Origin of the sequence: Nocardia sp. CA-120079 (assembly GCF_050955745.1) — a bacterium.
Lineage (GTDB): Bacteria > Actinomycetota > Actinomycetes > Mycobacteriales > Mycobacteriaceae > Nocardia.
The window spans coordinates 86377-111334 of sequence record NZ_CP192088.1; the positions used below are offsets into that span (position 1 = coordinate 86377).

The 24958-nt window shown below is 66.3% G+C and carries 26 protein-coding genes; 11 read left to right on the forward strand and 15 right to left on the reverse strand.

Going from position 1 to position 24958, the window contains the following annotated elements; translation table 11 throughout:
- Nucleotides 1–67 precede the first annotated feature (67 nt).
- The gene (gene lysX / locus ACQPYR_RS00410; RefSeq protein ID WP_433635421.1) at nt 68–3439 is read right to left on the reverse strand and encodes a bifunctional lysylphosphatidylglycerol synthetase/lysine--tRNA ligase LysX; all 3372 of its coding nucleotides are present in this window, start codon (nt 3437–3439) and stop codon (nt 68–70) included.
- Between the two features lie 230 nt (nt 3440–3669).
- On the opposite strand from lysX, the gene ACQPYR_RS00415 reads away from it, so the two are divergent.
- Nucleotides 3670–3891 carry an RNA-binding S4 domain-containing protein gene (locus tag ACQPYR_RS00415; RefSeq protein ID WP_040685709.1) on the forward strand — a complete coding sequence of 74 codons (222 nt, stop codon included), beginning with the start codon at nt 3670–3672 and terminating at the stop codon, nt 3889–3891.
- Between the two features lie 4 nt (nt 3892–3895).
- Here the strand turns inward: ACQPYR_RS00415 and rraA are convergent, their stop codons facing one another.
- The 9 genes from rraA to ACQPYR_RS00460 all read right to left on the reverse strand — a co-directional run bounded on the left by rraA (nt 3896) and on the right by ACQPYR_RS00460 (nt 9369).
- A complete protein-coding gene (gene rraA / locus ACQPYR_RS00420; protein ID WP_433635422.1) occupies nt 3896–4363 on the reverse strand; it encodes a ribonuclease E activity regulator RraA in 468 nt (155 codons plus the stop codon).
- Between the two features lie 234 nt (nt 4364–4597).
- Nucleotides 4598–4963, reverse strand: a complete 366-nt coding sequence (locus ACQPYR_RS00425; RefSeq protein ID WP_433626213.1) for a DUF5313 family protein — start codon at nt 4961–4963, stop codon at nt 4598–4600.
- A 63-nt stretch (nt 4964–5026) separates the two neighbouring features.
- Nucleotides 5027–5407, reverse strand: coding sequence for a DUF5313 family protein (locus ACQPYR_RS00430; protein ID WP_063044102.1), 381 nt, complete (start codon nt 5405–5407; stop codon nt 5027–5029).
- Between the two features lie 44 nt (nt 5408–5451).
- A complete protein-coding gene (locus ACQPYR_RS00435; RefSeq protein ID WP_433626215.1) occupies nt 5452–5910 on the reverse strand; it encodes an SRPBCC family protein in 459 nt (152 codons plus the stop codon).
- Between the two features lie 58 nt (nt 5911–5968).
- A complete protein-coding gene (locus ACQPYR_RS00440) occupies nt 5969–6898 on the reverse strand; it encodes a copper resistance D family protein (RefSeq protein ID WP_433626218.1) in 930 nt (309 codons plus the stop codon).
- Nucleotides 6899–6920: 22 nt separating this feature from the next.
- Nucleotides 6921–7478 (reverse strand): copper resistance CopC family protein, encoded by a 558-nt coding sequence (locus tag ACQPYR_RS00445; protein ID WP_433626221.1) that lies wholly within the window; start codon nt 7476–7478, stop codon nt 6921–6923.
- Nucleotides 7475–8128 (reverse strand): YcnI family copper-binding membrane protein, encoded by a 654-nt coding sequence (locus ACQPYR_RS00450; protein ID WP_433626223.1) that lies wholly within the window; start codon nt 8126–8128, stop codon nt 7475–7477. Before ACQPYR_RS00450 ends, ACQPYR_RS00445 begins: the two co-directional genes overlap by 4 nt.
- Before the next feature lie 42 nt (nt 8129–8170).
- A complete protein-coding gene (locus tag ACQPYR_RS00455) occupies nt 8171–8710 on the reverse strand; it encodes a hypothetical protein (protein ID WP_433626226.1) in 540 nt (179 codons plus the stop codon).
- 8 nt (nt 8711–8718) lie between these two features.
- Nucleotides 8719–9369 (reverse strand): DUF6474 family protein, encoded by a 651-nt coding sequence (locus ACQPYR_RS00460; protein WP_433626228.1) that lies wholly within the window; start codon nt 9367–9369, stop codon nt 8719–8721.
- A 465-nt stretch (nt 9370–9834) separates the two neighbouring features.
- Here ACQPYR_RS00460 and ACQPYR_RS00465 point away from each other — a divergent pair, with 465 nt between their 5' ends.
- The 4 genes from ACQPYR_RS00465 (at nt 9835) to ACQPYR_RS00480 (ending at nt 15038) form a co-directional block, all read left to right on the forward strand.
- Entirely contained in the window at nt 9835–11508 is a 1674-nt protein-coding gene (locus ACQPYR_RS00465; protein ID WP_433635423.1) for a TM0106 family RecB-like putative nuclease, read from the forward strand.
- A gap of 21 nt (nt 11509–11529) precedes the next feature.
- Nucleotides 11530–13485, forward strand: coding sequence for a molecular chaperone HtpG (gene htpG, locus ACQPYR_RS00470; protein WP_433626231.1), 1956 nt, complete (start codon nt 11530–11532; stop codon nt 13483–13485).
- Nucleotides 13486–13645: 160 nt separating this feature from the next.
- Nucleotides 13646–14128: an N-acetyltransferase family protein gene (locus tag ACQPYR_RS00475; protein ID WP_433626234.1), complete on the forward strand. Its 483-nt coding sequence runs from the start codon at nt 13646–13648 to the stop codon at nt 14126–14128.
- A 91-nt stretch (nt 14129–14219) separates the two neighbouring features.
- Entirely contained in the window at nt 14220–15038 is an 819-nt protein-coding gene (locus ACQPYR_RS00480) for a methyltransferase domain-containing protein (protein WP_433626237.1), read from the forward strand.
- Nucleotides 15039–15101: 63 nt separating this feature from the next.
- On the opposite strand, the gene ACQPYR_RS00485 is transcribed toward ACQPYR_RS00480, so the two are convergent.
- Nucleotides 15102–15869 carry an SDR family NAD(P)-dependent oxidoreductase gene (locus ACQPYR_RS00485; RefSeq protein ID WP_063044096.1) on the reverse strand — a complete coding sequence of 256 codons (768 nt, stop codon included), beginning with the start codon at nt 15867–15869 and terminating at the stop codon, nt 15102–15104.
- 176 nt (nt 15870–16045) lie between these two features.
- Between ACQPYR_RS00485 and ACQPYR_RS00490 the strand changes: the two genes are divergently transcribed.
- Together ACQPYR_RS00490 and ACQPYR_RS00495 are read left to right on the forward strand one after the other, a co-directional pair.
- Nucleotides 16046–16969: an SDR family NAD(P)-dependent oxidoreductase gene (locus ACQPYR_RS00490; RefSeq protein WP_433626239.1), complete on the forward strand. Its 924-nt coding sequence runs from the start codon at nt 16046–16048 to the stop codon at nt 16967–16969.
- Nucleotides 16966–17640, forward strand: a complete 675-nt coding sequence (locus ACQPYR_RS00495; protein ID WP_433626242.1) for a TetR/AcrR family transcriptional regulator — start codon at nt 16966–16968, stop codon at nt 17638–17640. Before ACQPYR_RS00490 ends, ACQPYR_RS00495 begins: the two co-directional genes overlap by 4 nt.
- Nucleotides 17641–18054: 414 nt before the next feature.
- Here the strand turns inward: ACQPYR_RS00495 and ACQPYR_RS00500 are convergent, their stop codons facing one another.
- From ACQPYR_RS00500 to ACQPYR_RS00510, 3 genes are all read right to left on the reverse strand, one after another.
- Nucleotides 18055–18771 (reverse strand): TMEM165/GDT1 family protein, encoded by a 717-nt coding sequence (locus tag ACQPYR_RS00500; protein WP_433626244.1) that lies wholly within the window; start codon nt 18769–18771, stop codon nt 18055–18057.
- A 467-nt stretch (nt 18772–19238) separates the two neighbouring features.
- Entirely contained in the window at nt 19239–19766 is a 528-nt protein-coding gene (locus tag ACQPYR_RS00505; protein WP_040685718.1) for a hypothetical protein, read from the reverse strand.
- A 171-nt stretch (nt 19767–19937) separates the two neighbouring features.
- Nucleotides 19938–20561, reverse strand: coding sequence for a superoxide dismutase (locus ACQPYR_RS00510; RefSeq protein WP_063044086.1), 624 nt, complete (start codon nt 20559–20561; stop codon nt 19938–19940).
- Nucleotides 20562–20845: 284 nt separating this feature from the next.
- On the opposite strand from ACQPYR_RS00510, the gene msrA reads away from it, so the two are divergent.
- Nucleotides 20846–21553, forward strand: a complete 708-nt coding sequence (gene msrA, locus ACQPYR_RS00515) for a peptide-methionine (S)-S-oxide reductase MsrA (RefSeq protein ID WP_433635424.1) — start codon at nt 20846–20848, stop codon at nt 21551–21553.
- A gap of 50 nt (nt 21554–21603) precedes the next feature.
- On the opposite strand, the gene ACQPYR_RS00520 is transcribed toward msrA, so the two are convergent.
- Nucleotides 21604–22215, reverse strand: a complete 612-nt coding sequence (locus tag ACQPYR_RS00520) for a hypothetical protein (protein ID WP_433626247.1) — start codon at nt 22213–22215, stop codon at nt 21604–21606.
- A 529-nt stretch (nt 22216–22744) separates the two neighbouring features.
- Here ACQPYR_RS00520 and ACQPYR_RS00525 point away from each other — a divergent pair.
- The 3 genes from ACQPYR_RS00525 to ACQPYR_RS00535 are packed head-to-tail and all read left to right on the forward strand — an operon-like array spanning nt 22745 to nt 24928.
- The gene (locus ACQPYR_RS00525) at nt 22745–23116 is read left to right on the forward strand and encodes a rhodanese-like domain-containing protein (protein WP_433523779.1); all 372 of its coding nucleotides are present in this window, start codon (nt 22745–22747) and stop codon (nt 23114–23116) included.
- A 19-nt stretch (nt 23117–23135) separates the two neighbouring features.
- Entirely contained in the window at nt 23136–24164 is a 1029-nt protein-coding gene (locus ACQPYR_RS00530; RefSeq protein WP_433626250.1) for a DUF4328 domain-containing protein, read from the forward strand.
- Complete coding sequence (locus ACQPYR_RS00535) at nt 24161–24928, forward strand: glycerophosphodiester phosphodiesterase (protein ID WP_387287210.1); 768 nt, start codon at nt 24161–24163, stop codon at nt 24926–24928. Before ACQPYR_RS00530 ends, ACQPYR_RS00535 begins: the two co-directional genes overlap by 4 nt.
- Nucleotides 24929–24958 lie beyond the last annotated feature (30 nt).

Below are 24958 nucleotides of genomic sequence, written 5' to 3' on the forward strand. Positions count from 1 at the left end.
AATACCGCCTGGGAAGCCTTTCCAATGTTTGCAAATCCTTCAGAATGAAATTCTCACCGTGGAGATTTCAGCGCGGCTTCACCAATGGGAACGGAAGTGTCTCGCGGATGCTGCGGCCGGTGATCAACATGACGATGCGGTCTACGCCCATGCCCAATCCGCCGGTCGGCGGCATCGCATGCTCGAGCGCCTGCAGGAAGTCCTCGTCCAGCTCCATCGCTTCCGGATCACCGTTGGCCGCGAGCATCGACTGTTCGGTGAGCCTGCGGCGCTGTTCGATCGGATCGGTGAGTTCGCTGTAGGCCGTACCCAATTCGACGCCCCAGGCGACCAGATCCCAGCGCTCGGTCACGCCGGGGATGCTGCGGTGCGCACGGGTCAGCGGGGAGACCGAGGTGGGGAAGTCGATGTAGAAAGTCGGCTGCTCCGTACGGGATTCGACCAGATGCTCGTACATTTCCTGCACGACCTGCCCGGCATCCCAGCCGTGCTGATAAGGCACCTCCGCCTTGTCGCAGAGTTCGCGCAGCTCGTCGAGTGGGGTCTGCGGGTCGATCTTGGTGCCGAGCGCCTCCGATACCGCGCCGTGCACGGTCTTCACCGCCCACTCCCCGGAGATGTCCACCTCGTCGAAGGAGCCGTCCGGTTTGGGGCGCAGCGCAACCATCGAACCATTGGCGGCCTGCGCGGCGTTCTGGATGAGCTGGCGGGCCAGCTGCATCATCCGCTCGTAATCGGCATGTGCCTCATAGGCTTCCAGGCTGGTGAACTCCGGATTGTGGCTGAAGTCCACACCCTCGTTGCGGAAGTTGCGCCCGATTTCGAAGACCTTCTCCATACCGCCGACGCACAGCCGCTTGAGATACAGCTCGGGCGCGATCCGCAGATACAGATCCAGATCGTAGGCATTGATATGGGTGAGGAACGGTGTCGCATTGGCGCCGCCGTGCACTTGCTGCAGGATCGGGGTCTCCACCTCGAGATATCCCCAGGCGTTCAACGAATCCCGCAGCGAGCGCACCACCGCGGTCCGCTTGCTCAGCACCTCGCGGACTTCGGGATTGATCGCCATATCGACGTAGCGCTGACGCACCCTGGCCTCGGGATCGGCCAGGCCCTTCCACTTGTCCGGCAGCGGATGCAGGCATTTGCCGATCATCCGCCAGTCTGCGGCCAGCAGGGAGAGTTCACCGCGCCGACTGTGCCCGATCTGGCCGCTGACCTCGATCAGGTCGCCGAGGTCGAAGAATTCGCCGAATTCGGCGCTGCGTCCGGCGCCGACCCGATCGCGGTCGATGACCAGCTGGATATCGTCGGTCCAGTCCCGGACCACCGCGAAGATCACACCGCCGTAATCGCGGATGCGCAGCAGTCGGCCGCAGACCCGCACCGTGGTGCCGCGCGGTGAACGACGAGCTGCCGCAACGGTATGCGTCGGGGGATAGGCGACCGGATAGGCGTCGACGCCCGCGGACGCGAGCCTGTCGAGTTTGTCCATGCGCACCCGCACCTGCTCCGGGCGGCGGGGAAGCTGTTCCATACCGACGTTTTCCGGCAGATCCGGCGGACTGCCGTCGGCGTGCAGTCCGGTGACGCCCGCGGGTACCGCACTGTGCAGACCGGTGTGGGTGATGGTCTCGGGTTCCTTGCCGAAGCGCGGTAGGAAGCCCTCGGCGAGCGCACTGGCGATCGCCACCCGGGGTAGTTGCCTGCGCTCCTCGAACAGGAAGAACCGGGGCACCCAGTGCGGCTGATACTTCACATTCGACCGGTACAGCGCCTCCAACTGCCACCAGCGCGAAAAGAACAGCAGCACACCGCGCCACAGCCGCAGCACGGGTCCGGCGCCGATGCGTCCGCCCTCTTCGAAGACGGAGCGGAATACCGCGAAGTTCAGCGAAACCTTGGTGATGCCATGCTGTTCGGAGTTCAGCGCGAGCTGGGAGATCATCAGCTCCATGACACCGTTGGGGCCGTGTGGATCTCGACGCATCAGTTCGAGTGACGCACCGGTGCGTCCCCACGGCACCAGCGACAGCATGCCGAGCACCTGCTCCTCGGGTTCGGATGAGCCGGCCGCGGGCCCTCCGTTGCGGGTTGTGGTGGGCCGGCGGGTGGGCTTGACCGCCTCGACCAGCAGGCAGTCGCCGTCCAGCCGATCGCCGAGGCGGCCGAGCGCCATGGAGAAGCCGCGCTCGGTTTCGGTATCGCGCCAGGCATCGGCGTGGGCGATCACCTGCCGGAATTCCTCGGCCGGAATATCGCGATGGCGGCGGATCCGCACGGTGATCCCGTGCTTGCGCAACCGGTTCGCCGCCTGGCGGACCTGCTTCATCTCCGGGCCCGCGAGCGAGAACGTCCTGGTGTCGAGAATGGCCTCGTCACCGAGGCGCAGCGCCGAAAGTCCGGCCCGCCGGTACGCCGTGGCACCGAGTTCGCTCGCGCCCATGACCGCTGGCGCCCAACCGAATTCGTCGGCCAACTGCAGCCACGCATCGATCGCCTGCGGCCAGGCCTCGCGAATGCCGATCGGATCGCCACTGGCGAGGCAGACGCCCAATTCGACACGATAGGTCAGCGCCGCCTTGCCGCTCGGCGCGAACACCACCGCCTTATCGCGCCGAGTCGCGAAGTAGCCGAGCGAATCCTCGACATCGGAGCGCTCCAGCAGACCGCGGATCGCGGATTCGTCGGCGCCGGTCATCGCATTGCCCGCACGTTGCGAACGCAGCAGGATGACCACCGCGGCCAGCAGCGCGATGGCGCCGAAGAGGCCGAGCAGGAAGTTGACGAACGGGCGCGGATGGCCGTCGAAATGTTCGTTGTCGACCAAGACGGCGGCGGTAACCCGATATACCGACCACAGCGGCCGCTGCACGCCCCGGGGCAGCGAACCGGGGAGCAGCTCTACCAGACCCCAGCCGAGCAGACAGCCGACCGCGAGACCGCCTGCCAGTACGCCCAACGCCTTCCAGCCCGCCCCCGGGCGCACTTTGGTGTAGAACTCCCGCCAGGACGCGAGCAGCACGCCGATCGCGGCGAGCTGCACCACCGCGGCCACCAGCGCGTGCATATTGCCCTCGTCGGCGAATTCGAGCACATTCGCCAGCGCGTAGAGCGCGATATAGCCGAGCAGCAACCACCAGGCGATTCGCTTGCGGCTCGCCGTCGCCCCCGCGAGCAGACCGACCACCAGCGCCCACACCAGGCTGGTATCCGGTGCGTCGAAGTAGTACAGGTCGATGTAGCGACGCGGCACATGCGTCAGATATCGCAGTCCGGGCGAGAGGCTCCACAGGAAGCAGAGCACGGCGAACACGCCAAGGAGCAGACCCGCGATATGCGGGACCTCGCGCAACCGTCCGTGTCCGCGATGCGGAACCGGTGGTGCCGATCTTTCCGAGGGTGCTTCGGTGTCGATGTGTTGCCCGGCGTGCATGGTTGTCACAGCACCAGTGTGTACGGTGCCGCGGTAGTGGTGCTCGAAGACCACCCGGGCATGTCGGTGTTTAATTCGCGACACTCGCGGGTCCCTCCGTGGTCACGCTGCGCTACCGCCTCCGGGCCCGTCGCTCGCGTCGCCGGTATCGGTGCGTCATCCATGTGTGTCGGTCGCTTGCGTGGGGGTTGGATTTCCGGTCCGACGGCGACGGAGTAAGGATGTATCCCATGTCCGATGCAGTCGATGTGCCGATCGATGACGACGTCATTCGACTCGGTCAGTTCCTCAAGCTGGCCAATCTGATCGATTCCGGATCGGAGGCCAAGACCGTGATCGCCGCGGGTCTGGTTCGGGTGAACGAGGAGGTGGAACTGCGCCGCGGACGGCAATTGCATGTCGGCGACATTGTGGCCATCGCCGGTCACCGGGCCAGGGTGGCGGCCGTCTAGCCGCTCAGTCTTCGGCACGGACCACGATGCCGTCGTGGTCGCTGTAGAGCATATCGCCGGGCACGAAGGTGACACCGCCGAATTCGACCGGGACATCGCGTTCCCCGGTGCCGGTCTGGGTGCTCTTGCGCGGGTTGGTGCCCAGCGCCTTGATGCCGATATCGAGCGTGCGCAGGATGGCCGAGTCGCGCACCGCACCGTTGACGATGACGCCGGACCAGCCGTTGGCCACGCCGCGGCCGGCGATGATGTCGCCGACCAGTGCGGTGTGCACGCTGGCATCGCCGTCGACGACGAGCACGCCGCCGTTGCCCGGCTCGCCCAGCGTCTGTTTGACCAGCAGGTTGTCCTGGAAGCAGCGGATCGTGGTGATGCGCCCGGAGAACTCCCCGCGCCCGCCGAACTGGATGAACTGCGTATCGCAGCTACGGATTTCGGGGCCGATCTCGTCGGCGAGGTCCGCGGTGGCAATGGTGTTCACTGTGACATTCTGCCGCGCCTGCGGCGCGGCGTGTTCGCGGCCCCCTGGTGTGCGGTGGCCTCGCATTCGCTAGCGGTGCCGTCGAGACTCGCGCCTGCGGCGCATGCGCTTCGACGACTCGGACGCGAGACGGGCCGCGAACGGGTCGCTCGTAAGACTCGCTCCGTCGTGGTCGAGTGGTGCCGATGGTCTGCATTCACAGGCGAACCCGCTGCAAACCCGTCGCTAGCGATGCCCGTAATGCATCTGGTACTTGATTCGCTCGGTTTCGCGCATCTTGTTGTGGTTGATCCATTCCGGATCGAGGCCGTGCTGCTTCATCCGGTAGCGGCGCCAGACGTAGCTGCGCGCCACGGTGAACACCACCAGTGGCACGAGCATCATGATGATCACGCCGATCTTCAGCGCCACCGGCCCGGGGAACAGCAGCGGCAGTAGCAAGAGCGGGATGAACGGAACGATGAACCGGACGAGATAGCGCACCTCGGCCCCGTGCCCGACGAGGTCGTGGATGACCCACTCGTGCAGCTCCTCGGGGAGCTCGCGGCCGAGATCGTAGGAGATCCGCTGGCCTATCGTGGGACGTTTCATATGTTCAGGCTATGCCTGTGAGATGCGTCACGGCCAGGTTCGGCGAATATTCGGCAGCCGGATTCAAGCGCGGCCGTGGCGGCGTTCATAGGCCAGCCGCTCGGTCTCCGCGCGCTTCCTGGACGTGGCGTCGGCCAGTGCCGGATCCAAGCCGTGCTTGACCAGACGCGCCCTGCGATACACGTACATGAGCGCCGCGGTGAAGTAGATCAGCGGCAGATACAGCAGGGCCATCATCGCCAAACCCATCCATTTGGGTCCGGGTACCAGCAGGAACAGGCTCAGCACCGGAATCATCGGAATGAGGAAGCGCATCAGGTAGCGCCGTGCCGCACCGGGTCCGGTGAGATCCTCGAGCACCCACGCCGACATCGACTCCGGCAGCGTGCGCCCGCAGATGTAGGCGATGCGCTGCGGGAATGTCGGTGTCGTGCGGTCGGCCATATTGCACAGCATCCTCCGCCCGGACCGGCCCGGACAAGTGCTGGCTAGCCCTGCCTGCTGGCGTGGAATTCGGCGATCTGGGTGGTCAGGTTGTGCGTGGAGTGTTTGACGGCGAGCTTGACGAACGGCTCGATGGTCTTGCCGAGCACCTTGCCCGCGATTCCACCCGGCACGCGATAGTCGACGATCGCGTCGACCGTGCAGCTATCGGTGCCCTTGGCGTGGAACAGGAAGGTGGACTCGATTTCGAAACCCTTGATCGACTTCACCGCGATCGCGTAGTTCTCTTCCCACCGCACGACCCGCAGGCGCGAATGCAGCGCGGCGGGACCGAGTTTGATGGTGCCGTCGAAGGTCGCGCCGACGCCCTCGACCTGTTCGGTGATCGGCGTGAAGTCCTGGACCTCGGTGATGAAACGCGACAGATTCCGGTAGTCGTTGACGTACGCGAAGGCTGTTTCGGCCGATGCCACACAGTCTTCGACGATCTTCACCTCGGTCATGGCACAACTGTAACGGGTTGCTAACAGCCCGGCCGCAAGGTGCTTGCATTTGCAAGCGTCAGGCGGTTACCGCCAGGGTCGCGGCCAGTCCGAAGGCCACGGCCATCACTGCCACCTCGATGATCGCCCGCCGCAGTGAGGACTCGGCGGGCATTCGATGTCCCGTCGCCTGCGGTACCCAGCTTCGTCGCCACCACCAGCCGAGCGCCAGCAACCCAACCAGCACAAGGGTTTTCGCGAGCAGAATGCGGCCGTAGCCGGTCGTCACGAACGGGGCGATCCCGCCGACCCGCACCAACCCGTTGACCAGACCGGTGACCGTGACGATGCCGACCAGCGGCAGCGCCACCGCCGAATACCGGGGCAGCGTCACCGCCCACTCACCGCGGGTGCGCACCACCAGCGCCAGCGCGACCAGCAGGCCGAACCAGGACGCCGCCGCCAGTGCGTGCACCGCGGCGAGCACCGAGCCGAACGGCTGCTGCGACATATGCCCGGTGATCGGCCGCAGCGCGAGGGCCACCGCCGCGAAGACAAGCACCAGATCGGCCGACGCGGTCTCCGGCCGCCGGAACGCCATCGCCGAATAGCAGGCGACCGCACCGCTGCCGATCAGTACCGCGATGCCGACCTGACCGCCGCTGATCTCGACCAGGAAATTGCCGAACTGCCCAGCGCTGAGCTTGCCGACGGGCACGCCGACGACGGCGGCCGCCTCGAAGACGAGCACCGCGAATTCGGTGACACACCAGACCCCGGCCAGTACCGCGAGCGTCCACCACGGCGGCTGGAGCCGATCGTGCAGTCGGGGCAATGCGGCCAGTCCGAGCACTGTGGCCCCGGTGCAGTCCGCCAGCACCCGGATGACGCTCTCGGTTTGCGCGGGAGACGGGACAGCCAGGATCAGCGCGAGCGCCACCCCGAGCAGCCCGGCCGGGACGACCAGCAGCAGCGCTTGCGCATTTCCGCCGCCGGTCGTCCGCGGCACCCTGTTCACCCGTGTGCTCTTCTCACCGCTGCGATTTGCGGCTCCTGCCGCCGTACAGGGCGAATGCCAGACCACCGCCGAACAGGACGACCGCACCGATGATGAAGACCCACAGCGGAATTCCGCCGGAATCATCGTCGCCGCCACCGGAGTTGTGTCGGCTGTCGGCCTTTGGGCCGGGCGTACCGTTGCCCGCCTTGGTGAGGGTGAAGGTCCGCTCGCCCTTGACCGGATGACCGTCGGCGGAGGTGACCCGGTACCCGATCTTGTAGACGCCGGTCGGGCCGAGTTCGCCGACCGCGACGCTCACCGTCGGGCCGTCCACCTTCGGATCGCCCTTGGACCACAGATTCCCGTCCGGACCCACCACGGTGAGTGCCGGAAAGCTTTCCTGCAGCGGCTCGTTGAAGGTGATGCTCACCCGCTCCGGACCGGTTTCGATGCTCGCGCCGTCGGCGGGCACGCTGCTGACCGGCGTCGAATGGGCCGACGCCGTTCCGGCCGCGAGCGCGCCCATGCTCAGCAGGAGCAGGCCCGCGACCAGCCCGGCGACCGTGCGACGCACGGCGATGCCACTCATGCCCGGCGTCCGCGGATCACATTGCCCACACCGAGCGCCACGCCGAGCAGGCCGAGCGCGAGACCGATGCCGCCGAGCCAGCGCGCGGTGTTGTCGGTGTCCTTCGACTTCTGCGCGGCCGAACTGCCGACGTGGTGGTCGTCATGGCCGTCGCCGGAGGCTGCCGCGAGGGTGAGCATCGGTGCCGGATGCTCGGGTTCGGAACCGTCCGCGCCCATCGGCTGATCCCATTTGACGACCTTGCCGTCGCTGTAGGTCTGGGTGGCCGGGAAGCTGACCTCGTCCTGGGTCGGCAGCGGGCCGACCGAGAGGACGAAGCGCTGGAACTGGCCGGGACGCACACCGGGCGTGCCGGGATCGGCGGTCCAGGTGACCGAGGTGGCCTCGGCCTTGTCATTGCGGTCGACCTTGGAGCTCCAACCCGGGATGGGCTCGGTGCGGGCGCTCTTGAGGTTGGGCAGGGCGACGGTGAGCGTCGTGGTGTTCGCGGTCTCCGATTCGGTCGGGACCTTGAAGGTGATCACCGAGTAATCGCCCTGTGTCGCACCGGGTGCGTCGGCGGTGACGTGTGCGGAGGCGGTGCCGCCCGCGAGGAGAACGAAACCGGCTGCGGCGACCGCCGTGCAGGCGCGCGTGATCTGCGTACGCATGGGTGAAGTGCTTTCTGTCCGAAGGGGTTTGGGTGTGGCGGGTCAGGCCGACACCGGTGGCGCGCGCGGACCGATCGCGCCGTTCGGATGAAAGCGGTAGTGCCGCAGAATCGGATCGGACCAGCGGAGCGTGCGGTTGACCGCCAGCGGTGATCCGGCTGGGGAAACGGCGCGAATGACGCTGGACGCCAACGCATAGAGCCGCTCGGCCAGCAGGATCAGTGCGGCGCAGCCGAGCGTCGCGATCAAGTGCGCCGACAACATCCAGCCCGTGGGCAGAAATGGGGCGAGTTGCGGTACGGCGCTGTGGCTGTGGGTGTGGTCGATCAGCCCGGATAGCACCGCATGTCCGGCGAATTGTCCGAGCGTGAGCGGACCGAGCACGGCCCAATGCCCGATGGTGCCCCGGTGCAGCCGTCCTGCGGCCAAACCCGTCAATGCCGAAACAATCAGCAGCAGTGTGGATTCGGCCGAATCCGGAAATCCGCCACCGGCCGCACCGTGCGCGGTGATGGCGAGCGCACCGACCATGCCGCCGACCAGACAGCCACGCGGGCTGCCGGAGGGCTGGCCGGTAGACATCGGATGGATCAGCTGACGCCGAGGCGCGCCAAGACGTCGGCCTCGATACCGGACAGCTCGCTCGAGATCGACGCGTGTACGGCGCGGCGACGCGGTGCGGGCATCTGCTCCGCGGTCCGAATCGCGGCGGTCAGATTGCCGAGTCGATCCTGGGTGGCGGTGACGAATTTCTGGGTCTCCCCCTTGCCCGCCTTGTCGCCGGACTGCGTGCCGATTTTGTCGAGAGCGGCTTCGGTATTGGAGATCCGCGCCTGCAGCCGACCGCCGTGGCCGCTGAAATCACCGAGCTGTTCGACGCCGATGCCCAGCTGATGCGCCCGGCGGGTATCGATCCGGCCGCGGATGTAGGTCGCGGCGCGATAGGCCAGCGGTGCGAGTACGGGCACGAGCACCCGGGCGACACCGAGGTACTTGCGGACCTGGCTCGCGGTGAACGGATCCCGCTCGGCCTTGGCGGCCACCTTCAGTGCGGCCTTCTCCTCGGCTTGCAAGGTGGCGATCTGCGCCTTGGCAACCTTGGCCTGGGTGCGGGCCTCCGCTCGGCGAGCCTTGCGGTCGTTCCTGGCGCCGAGTTTCGCCTCCATGGCCGCCTTGTGCTTGAGGGCCTTCGCCTCGGCCCTGCGGCTCGGCCGCCGCTTGCGCTTCGTGAACAACCCCATCGAAGGCCCTCCGTGATGCTCGTTCGCCACTGGCAGTACGACGTCGGGGAACGCTCGTCCGCCCATGCCCCACATGTGTCGCAAGTACCCTAGCCTGTGTCATATTGTCGCGCCTACGGCGCTGTGTGCTCGCCTCCCCCGATGTCTCGCCGCCGACCCTGTCACGACCTGCGAGCAGTCGCTCGCGGTGCCGTTGAGACTCGCGCCCGCGGTGCATGCGCTTCGACGACTCGGCCGCGAACGGCGCTCTGAAGACTCGGTCGGAGCGGGTCCGGTTGATAGGCGAATCATTGGATGCCCCCGACCACCTTTCACCAGTCCCGCAGTAGGTCGCGTCATGCGGCTCACAGAGTTGTCAGGGGTCTGGACCATACTGCGTATGTGTATTCGGGCAGCGGTGACCGCGACGGTCGCAATCACGAAGGCGTAGCCGACGAGCGGCAGGCCGAGGTGAGTGCTGCGTCGATGCCCGCGGAGCCGAGCGCATTCGTCGATGCCAGGGCATTGATCGGGTGTCGGCACCGATTGCATTTGAATGCCGCGCATCCGAACCTGCTGACCGGGGTGGTCGAGGATGCCGGGGTCCGTCAGCGCCGGGAGGCCGCTACCGCGCATCGCACCCGGGTGCGTGAGGCGCTGATCGCCGCGGATCCGGGCAACTGGGTGGTGATCGATCCGACGCTGCGTGCGGGGGAGCGGGCCACGGCCACCATGCGCGCGTGTGCCGAAGGCGCACAACACATCTGGGGCGGACTGCTGCCGCAGGAACCGGATACCGGCCGCCGCGGCGGTTCGGAGATCCTGCTGCTCGACCGCGATCGCGGGGGCTACATCCCGGTCATCGTGGTCAATCACAAGGTCACCGATCCGCGCCAGCCCGAACCGGCCGATTTCCACCCGATCACCTCGGATCCGTATCACTGGGATCCGCAACCTGATCCGCATCGCAAACTGCGCCAGCAGCCCCGCGATCAACAGCGGCTCGCACATCTGTACCGCATGCTGCAGCGGCATGGTCTGGCTAGTCCGGCGCTGGTCGGCGGCGTGATCGGCTACCACTTCGACCGCATCCTGGTACACGATCTCGGCCCGCTGCTCGCCGATTACGACCGGCGCTATGCCGATCGAATCGCGGTGGTGCGCGGGGAATTGCCGACGGTTCCGTCGAAGGTGCCCGAATGCCGCCAGTGCCCGTGGTGGACGCGCAAGGCGCCCGCCGATGAGACGCAGGTCGCGGGTCACAGCTGCGAGGGCTGGCTGGCCGAGCACCGGGACGTGAGCCTGGTCGCGCCCGGTTCCCGCGCGGAGGTGCTGCGCGGACACGGCGTCGAGACGATCGACGATCTGGCCGCCTGGGTGGGCGACGATCCGGAGGACTGGCAGCACGGCCCGTTCGACGAGGCCGTGGTGACAGCCCGCGCTTGGCTCGCGGGTGCGCCGCTGGTGCGCCGGGTCGAGCGGGTCTGGGTGCGCCGGGCCGATGTCGAGGTGGATGTCGATCTGGAGAGCTTCCAGGAGTACGGCGCATACCTGTGGGGCACACTCCTCGACGGCGTGTACCGCCCGTTCGTCACCTGGGATCCGTTGCCCACCGAGGACGAGGGCCGCTCTTTCGGCGAATTCTGGACCTGGCTGATGACGGTGCGTGCCGAGGCCGTCGCGGCCGGGAAAACCTTTGCCGCCTACTGCTATTCGCGCACGGCCGAGGACAAGTGGCTCTACGAATCGGCGCGCCGGTTCGCGGGTAAGCCCGGGGTGCCCACGGTCGATCAGGTGCGCGCCTTCGTCGACGGACCACAGTGGGTGGATATGTTCCAGGCCGTCTCCGATCAATTCATCTGCCCGAACGGCAAGGGGCTCAAGAAGATCGCGCCGGTGGCCGGGTTCTCCTGGCGCGATCCCGAGGCGGGCGGCGAGGCGTCGATGAGCTGGTATCGGCTGGCCGTCGGCTACGAGGGCGAACCCGAGCTGAGTCAGCGCATCCGGCTGCTCGAGTACAACGAGGACGATGTGCGGGCCACCATGGTGCTGCGCGAATGGATGCATCCCCGGCCCACACGGGCGGATGACCCCCACCGCGCCGACATCGAGGTGCCCGGTCTGGCCGACTTCGGGCAGATGTCGGCGGATGTCGGATAGGCGTGGCGGTACCATCGCGACGTGACAGAGCACGTCGAACAACTCGAGTTCCAGGCAGAAACCCATCAGCTGCTCGAGCTGATGATCCATTCGGTCTACTCCAACAAGGACACGTTCCTGCGGGAGCTGATCTCGAACGCTTCCGACGCGCTGGACAAGCTGCGGCTGGAGTCCTTCCGCGATAAGGATCTGCACGTCGACACCGCCGATCTACATATCGAGCTGGAGGTCGACAAGGACAACCGGATCCTGACCGTCAGGGATAACGGCATCGGCATGTCCCGCGCCGAGGTGGTCGATCTGATCGGCACACTGGCCAAATCAGGCACCGCGGAGCTGCGCAAGAAACTGAACGAGGCGAAATCCGAGGCCGCCGCCGAGGAGCTGATCGGCCAGTTCGGCATCGGCTTCTATTCGACCTTCATGGTCGCCGACAAGGTCACCCTCACCACCCGCAAGGCGGGCGAGACCGAGGGCACCCGCTGGGAGTCGGCCGCGGGCAGCTCGACCTACACCATCGAAACCCTCGACGAGGCCCCGCAGGGCACCGCCGTATCGCTGCATCTCAAGACCCCCGACGAGGACGATCACCTCTTCGATTACACCCTGGAGTGGAAGCTCCGCGAGATCGTCAAGAAGTACTCGGACTTCATCGCCTGGCCGATCCGCATGCAGGTCGAGCGGACCGTCACCGAGGGTGAGGGCGAGGAGAAGACCGAGAAGACGATTCTCGAGGAGCAGACCCTCAATTCCATGAAGGCGCTGTGGACTCGTCCGAAGAGCGAGGTCAGCGACGAGGAGTACAAGGAGTTCTACAAGCACGTCAGCCACGGCTGGGACGATCCGCTGGAGATCATCCCGATGAAGGCCGAGGGCACCTTCGAGTACCAAGCACTGCTGTTCATTCCCTCGCAGGCGCCGTTCGACCTGTTCACCCGCGAGCACAAGCGCGGTGTCCAGCTCTACGTCAAGCGGGTGTTCATCATGGACAACTGCGAAGAGCTCATGCCGGAGTACCTGCGCTTCGTCAAGGGTGTGGTGGACGCGCAGGACCTGTCGCTCAATGTCTCCCGCGAGATCCTGCAGCAGGACCGGCAGATCCAGATGATCCGCAAGCGCCTGGTGAAGAAGGTGCTCTCGACGGTCAAGGAACTGCAGGGTGCGCAGGATCAGGAGAAATACCAGACGTTCTGGAAGGAGTTCGGGCGCGTCCTCAAGGAGGGCCTGCTCTCGGACTTCGACAACCGCGAGACGCTGCTGCAGGTCTCCTCGTTCGCCTCGACCAACTCCGAGGAAGAGCTGACCTCCCTCGCGGCCTACGTCGAGCGGATGCAGGACGGTCAGGACGCCATCTACTACATGACCGGTGAGACCCGGCAGCAAGTCGAAAGCTCTCCGCATATGGAGGCCTTCAAGGCCAAGGGCCGCGAGGTGCTGATCCTGACCGATCCGGTCGACGAGATGTGGGTCGGTTCGGTCACCGAATTCGACGGTAAGCCGTTGCAGTCCATCGCCAAGGGCGAGGTCGATCTGGAGACCGAGGAGGAGAAGAAGGCCACCGAATCGCTGCGTGAACAGCAGGACAAGGACTTCGCCGAACTGCTCGCCTGGCTCGGCAAGAATCTGGACAACGTCAAGGAGGTGCGCCTGACCAACCGGCTCACCACCTCGCCGGCCTGCCTCGTCGGTGATGTCTTCGACTTCACCCCGATGCTGGAGCGCATGTACCGCGCCTCCGGTCAGCTGGTGCCCGAGTCCAAGCGGATCCTCGAGCTCAACCCGACCCACCCGCTGGTCACCGGTCTGCGTGACGCCTACGACACCCGCCGGGACGACGCCGACGCGGGTAAGGTTCCCGAGCTCACCGAGACCGCCGAATTGCTCTACGGCACAGCGGTTCTCGCCGAGGGCGGCGAACTGAAGGATCCGGCCCGCTTCGCCCAGATCCTCACCGAGCGCCTGACCCGCACGCTCTGAAGGTCGACCCGCCAAGAATAGGGACACATAAACCAGTGAGCGGCTCACATAGGTTCCATCCAACCTGTGTGAGCCGCTCACCAGGTCTGCGACGACCCGCCAACGCGACTATCGTGGCACTTGATCTGGCTTGAATACGCGGGGAGGCGGGCTAGCTAACGTGCCGAATCCGAACGGGCCGGTCATCCGGGCCGCACGTGCCGATGACTACGACGCCATCGCCACCGTCATCGATGACTGGTGGGGACGCTCGGTGTTACCGCACCTGCCCAGGTTGTTCCTCGATCATTTCTACCGAACCAGCCTGGTCGCCGAGGTGCCCGGCGCCGGATGGCGGGAGCCGACCGAATGGCTGGCCGGATTCCTGATCGGCTTCCTCTCGCCGTCGGAATCCGATGAGGCCTACATCCACTTCGTCGGCGTCGACCCGCAGTCCCGCAAGAGCGGCCTCGCGCGCGAGCTGTACGAGCGGTTCTTCGCGATCGCCAGGGCCGATGACCGACACATCGTGAAGGCGATCACCGCGCCCGGCAATGACGCGTCGATCGGCTTCCACCGGCATCTGGGCTTCACCGTCGCCGGGCCGGTGCGTGATTACAACGGACCGGGCCATCACCTGGTCACCTTCGAACGCAAGATCTGATCCGCTTGGCGCACAGCGTGATCGGCCGGAGTTGGTAGGTTCCGGGGGTGCTGCCCGGTTAGCCTTTGACGGTCGAAAGGATCGTCAGCTGATGTCTGGTAACCCGCTTGCCGCCGCCGAACCGTGGGATCTCGTCGCCGACGGATATGCCGAATTCGGACCCGCGATCATGGCGCCCTTCTCCGCTCGCGCACTAGAACTGGCCGGTCTTTCCGCCGAATCACATGTGGTCGATGTCGCGGCCGGGCCGGGCACGCTGAGTCTGCCCGCCGCCGAACGAGTGGCACAGGTATCGGCCATCGACTTCTCCGAGCCGATGATCCAGCGACTCGCCGAGGATGCCAGCGCAGCTGGGCTGACCAATATCGAAACGCGGGTGGGGGACGGTCAGGCGCTGCCGTTCGACGACGACAGCTTCGACGCCGGTTTCTCGATGTTCGGGCTGATGTTCTTCCCGGATCGGGCCAAGGGCTTCGCGGAATTGTTCCGGGTACTGCGTCCCGGTGCTACCGCCGTGGTGTCGAGTTGGGCGCCGGTGGCCGAATCGACGCTCATGCGAATGATGTTCGGCGCCTTCGCCGCCGCCGATCCGACCATCTCCGAACCCCAGCCCGACTTTCTCAACCTGGAAAATCCCGAGGTCTTCGCGACCGAGATGCGCACCGCGGGCTTCGCCGGGGTGAGCATCCAACGCCATACCAGCACGATCGCTTTCGCCGACTCCGACGAGATGTGGGAGACCATGGTGCGCAGCAGCGCCCCACTGCTGCTGATGCGCCGCACGGTCGGGGAGCAGGTATGGGCCGAACGCGTTGCCCTGATGCGCGCCTACCTCGCCGTCAACTACCGCCCGAACAAACCCCTGTCCACCACGGCATTCCTCGGCATCGGCCACAAACCGACCCTCTGACAGCCGAAAAACGCCCCGCCATCCAGTGGATGACGGGGCTTGGTTGCCTTGCGACGCAGGCTATTAGCGGGGAGCCATGCGCAGGGCGCCATCCATGCGGATGGTCTCGCCGTTGAGGTAGTCGTGCTCGACGATGTACTGCGACAGCTGCGCGTACTCGTCCGGTCGGCCCAGGCGCGACGGGAACGGCACACCGGCCTCGAGGCCCTTGCGGTACTCCTCGGTGACACCGGCGAGCATCGGGGTGTCGATGATGCCGGGGGCGATGGTGTTCACGCGGATGCCGAACTGGGCCAGGTCACGCGCGGCCGGGACGGTCATGCCGTGCACGCCGCCCTTGGAGGCCGAGTACGCGATCTGGCCGATCTGGCCTTCGAAGGCGGCGACCGAGGCGGTGTTGATGATCACGCCGCGCTGGCCGTATTCGTCGACGGTGTCGGTCTTGGCGATCGCGTCGGCGGCCAGGCGCATCACATTGAAGGTGCCGAGCAGGTTGACGGTGATGACGGTGCGGAACAGTTCCAGGTCGTGCGGGCCGTTCTTGGACAGGATGCGTCCGGCCCATCCGACACCGGCGCAGTTGACCACGATGCGCAGCGGCGCACCGGAATCGACGACCTGCGCGACGGCGGCGGCGACCTCGTCGTTGCTGGTGACGTCGGCGGGGATGAGGGTGACACCGTCGGGCACGTTGTCCCCGGCGCGCTCGATGGATTGGGGTACGTCGAGTCCGAAGACGGTTGCGCCCAGATCGGCGAAACGCTTGGCAGTGGCGGCGCCGAGGCCGGATGCGCCTCCGGTGATGATGGCGGCGGAACCCGAAATCTCCACGATGGTCCTCTCGTTCGTGACAGCCAGTTGGCCCTTCGTCAATTGCACCCTAACCGGTGCCGTATGAGAGGCCGATCACGGCTCCCTCGCACCCGACGCCCGCCCTACATAGCACTGTCGGATAAACGGCAAATTATTTGCGAACATATATGTTCGCGGCTGGTATCGTCGCAGCTATGCAGCATCGCGTGTTTTCCGCCGCGCCCATAGCCGGGCGCCGGATTCTGATCACCGGCGCGGCGCGCGGCATCGGCGCCGCGCTGGCGCGGCAGTTGCACGCGAAAGGGGCGAAGGTAGCGCTGCTCGGGCTGGAGGCGGATCTGCTCGCGGAGGTGGCGCACGAATGCGGGGACGCGCCGTGGCGCTATTGCGATATCGCCGATCACCGGCAGGTGGAGCGCGTGGTGAGCACGCTGGTCACCGAACTCGGCGGGCTGGATGTGGTGGTGGCCAATGCGGGGATTGCCAAACAATTGCCGCTGCTGGGCGGGGATCCGACGGTCATGGAGGAGACGCTGGCGGTCAATGTGCTCGGCGTCTACTACACGCTGCGTGCCGCTGGACCGCACATCTGTCATCCGGACGGGTATGCGCTGGTCATCTCTTCGCTGGCGGCCGCGGTGAATCTGCCGCTGGTCGGGGCATACAGCGCGTCGAAGGCGGGGGTGGAGGCGCTCGGCAATACATTGCGGCACGAGGTCAGGCACACCGGCGCGAAGGTCGGGGTCGCGTATTTCGCCGAACTCGATACCGATATGACCGCGCGCGGCTTCGGCACCGCCGCAGCGCGGGCCATTCTCGGCCGGTCAACGGTGTCGGGAATCGCACCGCTCGGACCCGCGATCGATGTGGTCGAGCGCGCCATCGCCCGGCGCAAACGTCAGGTGGTATCGCCGTGGTGGGTGGCGGTGGCGCTGCCTTTCCGGCCGATCGCCCAGCGGGTCATCGATATCGCGCTGCGGCGCGGGGTGGCACGGGCGTTGGAGATCGCGCGCACCGAAGAGGCACCCTTCACCACCGACCAACCGGCCCGACCCCGCAAAATGGAGCGACCGGCGTGGCCGGACATCGCCCGCCCGACCCTCGGAGCCACTGAATGACCGAATCCGCAAGCAGCGCACGCCAACTCCCACGGGGGCGGCACGGCCTGCCGCGGGAGGAGGTGATCGCCTCGCAGCGCGAGCGGATCCTGAGCGCGATGGCCGAGGCCATGGTCGAGAACGGATACGTCGGGACCTCGGTCGCGGTCATCCTGAAGCGGGCCGGGGTTTCGCGGGAGACCTTCTACGAGCAATTCCGTTCCAAGGAGGATTGTTTCGAAGCCGCCTACGAGCGGGCCGTCGAACTGCTGATCGCGAATATCGCGAATGCGATGAGCGGTGATCCGCGGGATGCCGCCGACCCGGCCGATCCCGATCGGATGGGCCGCATCCTCGAGGCCTATTTCGACGGGCTCATCGCCGAGCCCGCATACGCCCGCCTCTACCTCGTCGAGGTCTACGCGGTGGGTTCGAAGGCGGTCGCCCGCCGCGCTCAATTGCAGGAATCATTCGTCGCCATGATCGCCGACGTCCTCGACGCCCGCACCGACCAACAGCGCTTCGCCTGCCAAACCCTCGCCGCCGCCGTCAGCGCCATGGTCACCGCCCGCGTAGCCGTCGACGACCTCCCCGGCCTCCGGGCACTGCGCGAACCCCTACTCGACCTGGTGCGCCGCAGCGGTGATCTGTACGGCGAGGCGATGCCGCGGCAGTCCGAAGTACGCGCCTGAGCGGCAGCAGGCCGAGGCTCCACGGTTGGCCCCACTTGCGGCGCTCGGCGGCATGCGGTTCGGGCCGATGATGTCCAAGGGCAAGCGAGTCGAGACGACTAGCCCAGAGAGTGACCGATGAGTGCATCTGTCGGCTTCTGGTGCCGGGTCGTTCGGGACGTGTGCCGAACTGCGCGCTAGCGGTGATCTGGACGGCGAGGCGATGCTGCGTAAGTCGGAAGTATGGGCCCAGCTGCAGCGGACTGACCGCTACTTGTGACGCTCGGCGGCATGCGGCCTGGGCCGATGATGTCCAAAGACAAGCAGCGTGGACCCGCCCTGGATGTCGATCCGCTTCGGCGCGGTGCCGTGCCCGAGACTTCTCCTATAGAGGCTGGCTGCTGTGGCCGAGTTGCTGCGAGCAGCAGTGCCTGGTCAGCGCAGCTCTTCGGCGGGCTCGGCCAGTGGGGCGCGTTCGGAAATTCGGCGTGCGCGCCGCGATCGAATCAGCAGGGCAATGCCTGCGGTGGCTGGGGCGAGGGTGGCGACTGCGCCGCCGGTGAGTATGCCTAGGTCGGGGAGGGCGGCGGCGAGCAGGCTCGCGGTGCCGAAGTAGAGGAACAGCAGGCCGGAGCAGATGCCGATGACATGTTCCGGGAGATGTTTGCCGACCAGGATGCCCGCTGCGATGGCGAGCGCGTCGGCGGCGACCATGCCGATGGTGGAGCCGATCCAGACGCCGATCCAGCTGTTGTCGGTGGCCAGGGCCGCGGTGGCGAACATGGTCCGGTCGCCGAGTTCGGCGAGCAGGAAGGCCGAGAGAACCACGAGGAACGGCGCGGTGGTCGAACGCGGCGGCTTGGGTTCGGCCTGGGCATCATCGCTGCCGAAATGTTCGCGCAGGGTCCACAGGCCGACGGCCAGGAAGGTGAGCGCGGCGACCAGTGTGATGGCCCGGGTGGGCAGCGCGGCACCGACGAAATAGCCGACACCGACCGAGATCAGATGCACCGCCGCACTCGCGCTCGCGATGCCGCCGAGCACCACCCACCAGCGGTAGCGCAGCGCGAACGTCAACGCCATCAGCTGGGACTTGTCACCCAACTCGGCGAGAAAGACGATTCCGACGCTGAGCAATATCGTCGCGATCATGTGGTCTGCACTCCCGGGCTCCGGCCTGCCGGCCGGGAGATCGGGTTACGCCTCCGGCCGACAACGAAATGGTTGTCTCGGCCGAAGGTCTCGCCCACCGGTTCTACGCCGGTTCACGCAGCCGGGTCCGCGCCCTCGTGGGGCGGCGGACCAGTATGTCGACAGCGCGATTGCGGGCTACTCCCCTTCGCTGTGATCGACTGTACCCCCGCAGCCATACTCACGCCAAGCCGTTGTAATCGAAATCGCAATGCGCACAATAAGTTTGGCGATCCAACTATCGAGTTTCGGGTGTCCTGACTGGTCCGGCAGCACGCGCTTATCCAGAAGTGAGCTAGCCCTTGGCAATCAGCGCAACCCGGTCGCGACCTGCTATCCGCGTTTGCTCAGCACCGGACAGCTCAACCCCGAGGACGCCGTCCGATTGCAGCGGCTCGCTCGGCGCAGCGGGCCAGGCGAAGAGTGGTTCAGGCGGCCAGGAGCATGGCCAGCACCGCGGTATCCGGATCGCTGATCGGATCCAGTCCGACCCGGCTCACCAAAGAGGTGACGGTGCCGTCGGATTCGGCCTCCGCCCACGCCGCCCGATGCTCCAATCCCAGATGCGGAACGCCGGGTAGGAGCACACAGCCCGATGCCACCCCGACGCATTCCGGCAGCGACGGCCGGGTTTCCGAGGGCGGGTGCAACATCAACAGCGCCGGCGGCACATGATCGGCGAACCGGCCGGGTTCCAGTGCCTGGTCGCCCAGCACCGGTCCCTCGGCGAGGACCAGCCCGACGGTGCCCGGCGCCGGATCGTCCGGTAGCTCCTCGCGCACACCGAAGACGGTCGAGGTGGTCAGCAGGCCCGGATACGAGGCCACCCGCACGGCGAGCACGAGTACCTGCGCCCATTCCTTGGTGGTGTCGGGCCAACGTCCGGAGATGACGAATCCCCGCAGCGATCCGCGGGCCTGGAACGGCGTGATGCCGATGGGTCCGTTCGTATGCATGATGCCTCCCGTGATCGAACCGGGGGCGGCTTTGCCCGTCCTCGAACTGTGGATTCTCGAGGATGCGCCAAAACTCAGTTGGCACACAAGTACCAAAGAGTGCTAATCGGACACGACGAACGCAACGAGCCCGCGAACCGGTCGGTTCGCGGGCTCGCAGGCGGGAAAAGCTCAGCCGAAGATGAGGCCCTTGGCCTGGCCGACGGCGCGCGCAAAGCGCTCCTGCACGTCCTCCCAATTGACGACGTTCCAGAACGCGGTCACGTAGTCCGCCTTGACGTTCTTGTACTGCAGGTAGAAGGCGTGCTCCCACATGTCGACCTGCAGCAGCGGGATGATGCCCAGCGGCACGTTGGCCTGCTGGTCGTAGAGCTGGAAGGTCAGCAGCTTCTGGCCGAGGGTGTCATAGCCGAGCACCGCCCAGCCGGAGCCCTGCAGGCCGTTGGCCGCTGCGGTGAACTGTGCGCGGAACTTGTCGAACGAACCGAACTGGTCGTCGATCGCGGCGGCCAGCTCGCCGGTCGGCTTGTCACCACCGTTGGGGGAGAGGTTCTTCCACCAGATCGAGTGGTTGACGTGCCCGCCCAGGTGGAAGGCCAGGTTCTTTTCGTTCAGGAAGATCGCGCCGTGGTCGCCCGCCTCGCGTGCGGCCTCGAGCTTCTCCAGCGCGGTGTTGACGCCGGCGACATAGGCAGCGTGGTGCTTGGAATGATGAATCTCGTTGATCTGCCCGGAGATATGGGGCTCCAGGGCGCTGTAGTCATAATCCAGATCTGGCAACGTGTACTCAGCCACGATGTCCCTTCCTAATGTCGGGCCGGGTGCGCCCGCCGTCTCGAACGCACTCAACCATCATTCGTACACCCGCTCGTTTGCAACCGCGCTCCTTGCCCCTACATTCCGCCGGGGCAACCTGCGCAGTGCGCTGGACAACTGACGGTACGACTGATTTCGTGAATACATGGGTAACTCGCCGGGCACGTCCGAAAGTCGGCTGGGCACCCCACGCAGGACCTGAGATTCAGGTCGTGCGGCACTCGACTCGTAGGCCTGAATACGCGGAGAGGCGGATGAGCACCATGTCCTGGTACGACGAACTAGTCGGACGGGTCCGTCTTCCCGAGCCGGTGATGGTGACGTCGGAGCAAGCGCTGCCCGGTCGTCTCGACCCGATACCGGTCCCGGAGAGCCATTATGTGAACGGTCGGCCGATCCATCCGCCGTTTCCGGAGGGTCTGCAGGTCGCGGTGGTGGCCATGGGCTGTTTCTGGGGTGCGGAACAGGAGTTCTGGCAACTCGACGGTGTCTTCACGACCGCGGTCGGGTACGTCGGGGGCTATACCCGCAACCCGACCTACGAAGAGGTCTGCAGTGGGCGCACCGGCCACGCCGAGGCGGTGCTGATCGTCTTCGATCCGAACGTCATCGACTACGCCGGTGTGCTGCGCCGATTCTGGGAGAACCATGATCCGACCCAGGGCATGCGGCAGGGCAACGATCGCGGCACCCAATACCGCTCGGCGCTCTTCACCGTCGACGCGGCGCAGGCGCGGCTCGCACGCAGCACCGCGCAGACCTTCGGTGAGCGGCTTGCTGTCGCGGGCTACGGCGAGATCACCACGGAGATCACCGAACTGCCGGGACAGGGCGGCACGGATCCGCTGCGGGCGCTGCCCGAGTTCTTCTACGCCGAGAGCTACCACCAGCAGTATCTGGCCAAGAACCCCGGTGGCTACTGCCCCGTGCACGCCACCGGCGTCAGCTGTCCGGTCGGACTCGGTGCCTGAAAACAGAACCGCACACCCGATGACCGGGTGTGCGGTTCGAGGTGCACCGACTACAGCTGCGGCACGATTCCGGCGCGCAGGGTCCGCGGATCGCCCGCGTCATGCGCTTTCCACCAGCGCACCCCGCCCGCGATGAACTCTTTCAGCGGGATTTCGGCGCCATCGGCATCGTGAATCGTCATGTCGTCGAACCACACCCGCACATCGAGTTCGCGCGGGTCGATGCCCTCCTCCTGGGAGAACTCGATGACGTGGGTGGTGGCGTGGGAGTCGATCCGGGTGTCGAAGCTGAGCAGTTCACTCCAGTGCACCCAGCCGCTTTCGTCCACGTCGATGAATTCCCAGCCGTGCAGCCGGCCGCCGCCGAAGCTGCGGATGGCCGCGTCCAGTTTGTCCAGCTGTAGCGGCAGCACCCTGGCCGCCACGTCGTCCCACTCCTGAATGCGCAGTGAGGCCGCGACTCGACCGACACCGGTGAATGTCAACTTCACGCGATAGTCCTCGGGCGCGGGGCCCTCGGCCGGAAGCGTCAGAACCTCCAGGTCGAGGCTCAGTTGTGCGTTCGCTGTATCGACCTCCACGCCTAGGCATGTGGCCTCGGAGAGTGCTGTGTTGAGTGCTGTTGTTTCCATTCCGTCGAGTAGCCCCCTGCTCACGTTCATGCATCCAGGCTACCGACAGCACCTGCGGGAACCCGGTATTTCAGTTATTCGCTGGTGTTCTGGTTTTTTTGGGGAACCGATCCGCGATCGGCGGCGTCCAAGAAGATATCGGGACCTGCACAGCCTCAGGTCCTGAAGCGGCGGCGAATGACCGCTCCGGGATGGCAAGGAGGGGAGTCTCGGATCGGTCGTTCGTACCGCGACCTGCTACAGCAAATCTCTCGGGATCGCCCGTTCGATCCGGTTCCAGCGCATCAGCCCTTGTAGATCGACAGCTGCTGGACGGGCGATATCCGCGATTGGTGTGCTGCCAGATAGCTGTGCCCTGTGGATCAAGTTGTGGATTATGTGGATAACTTTGACCGAGATATGCACAAGCGGCCCCGGAGCAGGGCATCGGACAGGATCCAGAAGCACAGAACATACCCGAGGTAACGTGCCGATGTCGAGGCCGTGAAGTGCCTGTGGGTCACCGGCATAGCGGGGCCGGAACTCCCCGGTGGTGGGCCACCCATGGCAGGATCGAAGCGTGACGAGCCCCGAAGTGTCGTCGGTGCCGGTGGAAGCCGTACCGGACGAATTCGACAAGACCGAGCGTGTCGCGGCGGACGCCCCGGCGGCGATTCTGCTCGACGTGCGCGAGGACGACGAATGGCAGCTCGGACATGCGCCCGGAGCGATCCACATTCCGATGGCAGACGTGCCCGCCCGCGTCGACGAGCTGGACTACGACGCCCAGCTATATGTGATCTGCCGCCAGGGCGGCCGCTCCATCGAGGTGGTCAAGTACCTGGCGCACATCGGATACGACGCGGTCGATGTCAGCGGTGGCATGGTGGCATGGCAGCGGGTGGGTCGACCATTGGTTGCGGACGGCGATCACCAGGCGAAGATCTACTGAGGAAAGAGAGAGGGGCGCCGTGAGTACGGTGGTACAACCTTGTGCGCGCTGCGGCGCGCGCTGGGCCGTGCAGACGACGCCGATGCACTGGTGCCCGCGCTGCCGTGGCGTGCTGTTGTCGCCGGCGCCCATCGACGCCCCCGCCGAGCGGCGAAACTACCGCTGGGTGGCCCGCCGTCCCGATCAGCGCACCCGCAAGTCGAGCTACGGTCGGCCGCGTCCGTCGGTGGAAACGCCGCGCTACCAGCAGATTCCGCGCTGGGGCCTACTGGATCCGCCAGTCGAGTCCGCGCCTGCGCCACAACGTCCGCTGGACCGGCTGACCAATCGGGCCGGTGCGCTACTCATCGCGACCGCGGCGGTTTTCGCGATCGCCGCCTGCGCCGAACTCGGGCGCTATCTGATCCTGCTGCGCAACCGCACCCGACTGATTCCGTCCTGGCTGCTGCACATCTCCGATGCCATGGTGTGGCTTTCGGCATTGGTCGGCCTCGCGCTCGGGTTGATCACCGCGATCGCGATGCTCGGCTGGTTGATCGAAACGCGTCGGGCCGCCTTCGCCGCGGTCGGCCGCCGTGACCCGCGCTTGGTCCGGACGCTCGCACTCGGCTGCCTGATACCGGTGGTGAATCTGTTGTGGCCCGGTGTATTTCTCACCGAGACGGTCGCCGTGCGGCCGGATCCGCGGACGCTGCGGGCCGTGCGCATCTGGTGGGTGGGCTGGGTGCTCGGCGCGGGCTGCACGGTGGCGGCGCTGCTGTGGCGGACCGCGGATACCCTGCAGGCCAAGGCGGACGGTGTGCTGTTCACCGCGTTCACCGATCTGGTCGCGGCCGGGGTCGCGGTGCTGACCTTCTGGGTGCAGCGGTCGATGTCGGGCCGGGATCTGTTCGGCCGCACCAGGATTGCGCGCCGGTGGGTGATCGCCGTCGATCCGGCGGTGCCCGTCATCGAACCGGTGCAGCCCGGTGGCGGCGCGGCGAAACAGCCCGTCGCACTCGAAACAAGTACACCGCACCGTGAGTACGAGGAGGTTTCGGCCAAGTGAGCCAGGGCAGTCGCGCACCGTTCGTCGTCGCGCACCGGGGATCATCGGCGGCGCTCCCGGAACATACGCTCGCCGCGTATGAACTGGCGCTGCAAGAGGGCGCCGATGGCGTGGAGTGCGATGTCCGGCTGACCAGGGACGGACATCTGGTCTGTGTGCACGACCGCACCGTAGACCGGACCTCGTCGGGCACCGGACTGGTCAGCGAAATGACCCTGGACGAACTCGAGGGACTCGACTTCGGGGCCGACGGCGCACCCGCATCGGTACTCACCCTCAGTCAATTGATCGAGCTGGTACTCGATTGGCGCAGCAGGCCGACCAAGCTGTTCATCGAGACCAAGCATCCGGTGCGCTACGGCGCGCTGGTGGAGAACAAGCTGCTCGCCGAACTCCAGCGCTTCGGCATCGCCACCCCCGCCTCCGCCGATCACTCCCGTGCGGTCGTCATGTCCTTCGCGGCCACCGCGGTCTGGCGGATCCGCCGTTCCGCACCGCTGCTGCCGACTGTCCTGCTCGGTGAATCATCGCGCTACCTGGGCGGCAGCGCCGCGACCACGGTCGGCGCGACGGCCGTGGGTCCCTCGGTGAAAACCCTGCGCGAACATCCGGACCTCGTCGACAAGGCTGCCGCCGCGGGCCGCGCCACCTACTGCTGGACGGTGGACGATCCCGACGATGTGCGCCTGTGCGCCGACCTGGGCGTCAGCTGGGTGGCCACCAACCACCCGGCCCGTACCAAGGCACTGCTGGCCGCGGCCTGATCTACCCGCCCGAACAGCTGCAAATCAGAC

Excerpts from the sequence above, each read along its gene's own strand:
- lysX (WP_433635421.1), bottom strand. The coding sequence starts at position 3,439 with ATGCACGCCGGGCAACACATCGACACCGAAGCACCCTCGGAAAGATCG.
- ACQPYR_RS00415 (WP_040685709.1), top strand. The coding sequence starts at position 3,670 with ATGTCCGATGCAGTCGATGTGCCGATCGATGACGACGTCATTCGACTC.
- ACQPYR_RS00425 (WP_433626213.1), bottom strand. The coding sequence starts at position 4,963 with ATGAAACGTCCCACGATAGGCCAGCGGATCTCCTACGATCTCGGCCGC.
- ACQPYR_RS00430 (WP_063044102.1), bottom strand. The coding sequence starts at position 5,407 with ATGGCCGACCGCACGACACCGACATTCCCGCAGCGCATCGCCTACATC.
- ACQPYR_RS00435 (WP_433626215.1), bottom strand. The coding sequence starts at position 5,910 with ATGACCGAGGTGAAGATCGTCGAAGACTGTGTGGCATCGGCCGAAACA.
- ACQPYR_RS00445 (WP_433626221.1), bottom strand. The coding sequence starts at position 7,478 with ATGAGTGGCATCGCCGTGCGTCGCACGGTCGCCGGGCTGGTCGCGGGC.
- ACQPYR_RS00450 (WP_433626223.1), bottom strand. The coding sequence starts at position 8,128 with ATGCGTACGCAGATCACGCGCGCCTGCACGGCGGTCGCCGCAGCCGGT.
- ACQPYR_RS00455 (WP_433626226.1), bottom strand. The coding sequence starts at position 8,710 with ATGTCTACCGGCCAGCCCTCCGGCAGCCCGCGTGGCTGTCTGGTCGGC.
- ACQPYR_RS00460 (WP_433626228.1), bottom strand. The coding sequence starts at position 9,369 with ATGGGGTTGTTCACGAAGCGCAAGCGGCGGCCGAGCCGCAGGGCCGAG.
- ACQPYR_RS00465 (WP_433635423.1), top strand. The coding sequence starts at position 9,835 with ATGCCCGCGGAGCCGAGCGCATTCGTCGATGCCAGGGCATTGATCGGG.
- ACQPYR_RS00480 (WP_433626237.1), top strand. The coding sequence starts at position 14,220 with ATGTCTGGTAACCCGCTTGCCGCCGCCGAACCGTGGGATCTCGTCGCC.
- ACQPYR_RS00490 (WP_433626239.1), top strand. The coding sequence starts at position 16,046 with ATGCAGCATCGCGTGTTTTCCGCCGCGCCCATAGCCGGGCGCCGGATT.
- ACQPYR_RS00495 (WP_433626242.1), top strand. The coding sequence starts at position 16,966 with ATGACCGAATCCGCAAGCAGCGCACGCCAACTCCCACGGGGGCGGCAC.
- ACQPYR_RS00500 (WP_433626244.1), bottom strand. The coding sequence starts at position 18,771 with ATGATCGCGACGATATTGCTCAGCGTCGGAATCGTCTTTCTCGCCGAG.
- ACQPYR_RS00505 (WP_040685718.1), bottom strand. The coding sequence starts at position 19,766 with ATGCATACGAACGGACCCATCGGCATCACGCCGTTCCAGGCCCGCGGA.
- msrA (WP_433635424.1), top strand. The coding sequence starts at position 20,846 with ATGTCCTGGTACGACGAACTAGTCGGACGGGTCCGTCTTCCCGAGCCG.
- ACQPYR_RS00520 (WP_433626247.1), bottom strand. The coding sequence starts at position 22,215 with ATGAACGTGAGCAGGGGGCTACTCGACGGAATGGAAACAACAGCACTC.